5 protein-coding genes and 2 pseudogenes are annotated in these 4,856 nt (G+C 34.5%); all 7 read right to left on the bottom strand.

The genetic code is table 11. The features are described 5' to 3' along the window. Window positions 1-1,072, bottom strand: a 1,072-nt coding sequence (locus PHC28_RS15670) for an HAD-IC family P-type ATPase (protein ID WP_300102791.1), incomplete at its 3' end; no start/stop codon positions are given. A gap of 16 nt (window positions 1,073-1,088) precedes the next feature. Further along, window positions 1,089-1,289: pseudogene (locus PHC28_RS15665) on the bottom strand (GDCCVxC domain-containing (seleno)protein); the annotation flags it as partial. Window positions 1,290-1,358: 69 nt separating this feature from the next. Next, a pseudogene (locus PHC28_RS15660) lies at window positions 1,359-1,697 on the bottom strand (MerC domain-containing protein); the annotation flags it as partial. A 91-nt stretch (window positions 1,698-1,788) separates the two neighbouring features. Continuing rightward, on the bottom strand, window positions 1,789-2,163 hold the full coding sequence (locus PHC28_RS15655) for an STAS/SEC14 domain-containing protein (RefSeq protein WP_269684990.1): 375 nt from the start codon (window positions 2,161-2,163) through the stop codon (window positions 1,789-1,791). Window positions 2,164-2,319: 156 nt separating this feature from the next. Next, window positions 2,320-2,787 (bottom strand): MgtC/SapB family protein, encoded by a 468-nt coding sequence (locus PHC28_RS15650; RefSeq protein WP_269684989.1) that lies wholly within the window; start codon window positions 2,785-2,787, stop codon window positions 2,320-2,322. Between the two features lie 122 nt (window positions 2,788-2,909). Continuing rightward, window positions 2,910-4,139: an efflux RND transporter periplasmic adaptor subunit gene (locus PHC28_RS15645; protein ID WP_269684988.1), complete on the bottom strand. Its 1,230-nt coding sequence runs from the start codon at window positions 4,137-4,139 to the stop codon at window positions 2,910-2,912. Between the two features lie 10 nt (window positions 4,140-4,149). Continuing rightward, window positions 4,150-4,856: TolC family protein (locus PHC28_RS15640; protein ID WP_300102785.1), on the bottom strand; the 707-nt coding region annotated here is incomplete at its 5' end.

Here is a 4,856-nt window from a genome sequence, read left to right as displayed (position 1 = left end):
TAAATAATATTCCGTTTTTGCTCGCTGAACCAATTCCACCAAAATATCCTAACGGAATGGAGATTACTAATGCACAAGGACAGGAAATAACCAAAAAGATTAATGCTCTGTACAACCAATCGCTGAAAACATAATTATCGACAAAAGCAATAGGTATGAGACAAATGGCAATAGCTGCAAACACTACTGCTGGCGTGTATATTTTGGCAAATTTTCTGATGAACAATTCGGTTGGTGCTTTTTTGGCGGTTGCTTCCTGCACCATTTCCAAGATTTTTGAGAGCTTACTATCTGAATAAGCCGTTGTTACTTCGACCAAAACAACTGTATTCAGGTTTATCATTCCAGCAAGAACGGTTTCGTCTTTTTGTTTGGTATCAGGTTTACTTTCTCCTGTTAGGGCAGCAGTGTTGAACGAAGCGGTGTCAGAAATTAACTTTCCGTCCAGTGCCAGTTTTTCTCCAGGTTTTAATTGAATGATTTCTCCAATGGTGATTTCGGATGCTTTTTTAGAAACAGCATTTTTACCTTCCAATACAGTTGCAGTATCTGGCCTTTGGTCTAATAGTGCCTTAATGTTTGATTTTGCTCTTTGAACTGCTAATGTTTGAAATACTTCGCCAATTGCATAAAACAGCATTACAGCAACACCTTCTGGATATTCGCTAATTGCAAAAGCTCCAATGGTAGCAATACTCATTAATAAAAACTCTGAAAATATTTCACCTTTTCGGATGCTTTCAAATGCTTCTTTAAGCACAGGTAATCCAACAGGTAAATAGGCTATTATATACCACGCAGTTCTAACCCAATCTGTAAACCAAGTTGGTGTAAAATAGTTGTCGAAACCAATTGCGACAAGTAATAGTGTAAAACTTATGATTGCCGGTAGAAACATTTGAAGCGTGGTTTGGTCACCGCCTGAATGGTCGTGTCCGTCATCGTCAGAATGTTCTGGCTCATTGAGGGTTGTGCAACACCCTGTTTGTTTGTCGGTTTTACGATTTATTTTTTCCTCTAATGTGCAGCAAAGCTGTTTGCCACTTTCATCGTATTTGTGTTGGTGTTTCATTTTGTTTTGATATTAATTAGCAACAATTATCTCCTTTTTGTATTGGTGGACATTTTACCGAACCGTAGCTGCAATAAACACAACAATCTCCCTCTAATGGTTTGAGTATTGTTTTGCACTTTTCACATTCGTAAAAGAATTGACAAGCATCGGTTGGCATTATTTCTTCTTTTCTGTAACCACAGTTGGGGCAAGTTAAAGTTGATTTTAATTCAACTGTTTTCCCTTCAAAGGTTGTACAGGTTTTGCAATTTCTGTGTAGTTTATTTTGGTAATAATTTACGATTGTAGCAATAAGAAGTCCAAACATTCCGGTATAAATTAAGTAAGTTGGATTTTCTATTTTGCTAAAATAATAAGCAAAGAATATTACTATTCCACTCAGAATAGCAATTAGCAAAGGATACAAACAAAGATGTTTTCGATAAGAAATGTAAAGTCCTCCGATTGAAATTAAAACCATCGCTTGAAAAATCCACATTGTCCAACCTCCAAATAGTTCGATACTTCCCAGTCCAAGTGCTGATACCCCGAAAGCAAATAATGGGAAGCAACAAGGTGACAACAGGGCTGTTGTAAAAAGCCCTATTGTTCCAAATTTGTCTATATTTGATTTTAGTTTCATAATTATTTAATTTTGATGTAATCAAATCAATTTATCGTTTGTATAGTATCTATGTTTATTTATTATCATTGTAAATCGTTTCAATCTCTACTTATTGATTTAGAATCCATTCTTTTGCTTTTTCTCTGTCGGGCAAATCAAAATACATCAACTTCGCTTTTGTAAATGGTTTCATAATTGAACGCATACTCTTTTCCCATTTTTCACCACCTACAATAGCAATTCTTTCGATATCAGCAGAATGTGTGAAATTCATTTTTCCATAATTGATTTCGATTACACCATCTTCCCAAAAACCATTTGAACCAGAATCATCGTCCATTTCAAAATACCATCGAGCTTTTTTACCAGTACCAATAATATTATGGATAAACGGATGAATTTTTTCATAATCTTTAATACCCAATAAATCATTTGCCCTTGTAGCTATGATATTTTCCCCTGTAAAATCTAAAAGCTGTAGCATAATTATAAATATTTTGAAATTCAAAGTTGACTAATTCTTTTTTATGTTAATAAATACTAGATTTTACCATAGGTGATGCAACTTTTGATTCAGTAGAAGTTGTGTTTGATGTAGTCATAATTATTATCTTTTAAATTAATTTCACTATTTTAAGTACTAATTGTTGCAGTCTTCTTCACCATACTTGTTTATCATATTTTGCTTCCATTTTATATACCTTTTTTGATGGTGTAATGAAAGTAGAAAATACAACGCACAAGCACCTATTATAGCTATAATGAACATATTTAATCCAACGGCAACACCAACAGCTGAAGTACACCAAACCGTAGCTGCAGTTGTTAATCCGTGTGATGTTCCTGTACTAGAATTGCGATAAATAATACCTGCACCTAGAAAACCAACACCTGTTACAATATTTGCAATTACTCTTGAAGTATCCGCAGAATTATTAACTAAATGTGCAGTAATAGCGGTAAATAAGGTTGAGCCAATACAAACTGCGGCATAGGTTCTTATACCAGCATCACTACCGTGTCTTTCTCTATCTAAACCAATAAATGCTCCTAATAAAAAGGATACAATCAGTTTAAAAACAATAATTAATTCGGCATTTATATCCATAAATCTATTATATTAAATGATTTTGGTTTTCTACAATTTTAGATTAATTAACCCATTGGAGCAATTATTTAAAAAAAAGTGAATTACTGTTTTTAATAATTGCATCCAATGAGTATTACTGTTTATTCTTCCCCTTTGTTTGTCAATTTTGCATTTACAAAGAATGCCCCTTTTGTCACAATTTTTGCATTTGCAGGAATGTCTTTTACCAATGTTATAGCTGTATAACCCATATTAGAGACGCCAATTGCGACTTCTATTTTTTCAAAATTTGTTGTAGTCACTTGGGTTTTTGTTTTTTCGGATTTATCGTTTTCTACTTCTGTTTCTTCGACTCTTTTATCGGTTACCACAAAAATATATTCTTTGCCATCTGCACTTACAATGGCATCAGTAGGGACAGCATCGGTAGTAACATTATTTAAACTTACTATTGCAGTTATATTCATTCCGTCTATTAGTCCGGTTTTATTACCTTGAACGGTGGCGTGTACTGGGATACTTTTACTGTCATTCTCAAAGGCAGCTCCTATTGAATATACTTTAGCATTGTAATCTTCACCCGAATTATTGGTAATTCTAAAATGTATAATTTGTCCCACTTTTAGCATTGGTAAATCTTTTTCGAAAATATTCAAATCCAAATGCAATTGTGAGTTATCCACGATTTCGGCAACTGGTGAAGACACATCCACATAACTTCCAATTTTAGAAAACACATTGCTTATGGTGCCAGTTATAGGGCTTGTCACTGACAATGCAGAACGTAAATTGTTGTTGTTCAAACTACTTGGATTGATACCCATCAGCTGGATTTGTTGTTGTAAAGAGGCTCTGCGAGTTCTAATTGATTTTAGTTCTGCATCGGCATTTTGATAGTTTTTTAATGCTCCTGCATTTCCTGAATTGAGTTCTTTTTGTCTTGCTAATTCTTGTTCGGCAAAGATTATTTTACTGGAAGTACTCAAATATTCTTCCTGCAATTGTATGAATTGTGGATTGGCGATTGTAGCAATTACTTGGCCTTTTTTAACAAAATCGCCTAGCTGAACGTTAATACTTTTGACCACGCCGCCATACATTGAAGTGGCATTGGCTTTGTTATTATTAGGCACCCGTAATGCTCCATTGGCTTTCAATGTGGCTGTTAATTCTTTTTGTTCGATGGTTCCGTATTGTATACCCACAGTTTTAATTTGTTCGGCTGTGAGCGAAGCAATTGTAGAAGATGCTTCTTCTGTTGTTGCTTTTTGTTCTTCTTGAGGTTTAGTTTCAGTTTTACCGCAAGAAACAAGCAAGAGACAAAAGGCAAGTAGTAAAAGGGGATTCTTATATGTTTTTAAAGATTTCATTTTTTTTAATTTATTTATTTGTGAAATAATTGTATTGAATAATGGCTTGGTTGTACGCATTTAGATTGTCTAAATAGTTTTTTCGTATTTCGATGGCTTGGCTCAAATACAATGAAAAATCGGCGTAACTAATTTCTCCGGCACGATAGGATTGATTAGCGGCTTTTATGATTTCGTCTGCCTGTTGCAAACCCGAAGTTTCATAAAATTGTAAACCCGACACACTTTTTTCGACTTCGGTTTGACGTTGTGTCAAAGAAGATTTCAGTATTTGCGTTTGGTATTGCAATTGTTTTTCTTGCGTTTCTTTTTCGGTTTTGGCCGCTTTTATTTTATTGCTATTGGCTCCAGTTCCGAAAACAGGGAATGAAGTCGCTATTGAAAAACCGCTATAGGGGTCTTTAACGCCATATAATTTCTGCGAAAAAACCCTACCTGTAAATTCTGGTAAGCGATTGCTTTTTTGGATGGCAATTTCACTATTGGCAATTTCAACATTTTGTTGCAATAACAGAAGGTTAGGGTGATTATCTGTTGTGTTTTGCAACCCATATTCCAATTTTACTAAAGGCTCGGAAAGCGGTAGAATGTCTTCAGAACTATTGAGCAATTGCATTAATGCCTGTTGTTGCACTAGCATTTCTTTTTGAAGTTGGATGATGTTAGTTTCAATTTCTTTCAGTTTTACATTAGCCGAAATTTTTTCGATACCGGCAC

This window comes from Flavobacterium sp. (assembly GCF_028712645.1).
Classification (GTDB): domain Bacteria; phylum Bacteroidota; class Bacteroidia; order Flavobacteriales; family Flavobacteriaceae; genus Flavobacterium.
Note: the sequence above shows the minus strand (reverse complement) of the source record. Positions and strands in the feature narration are given on the sequence as shown.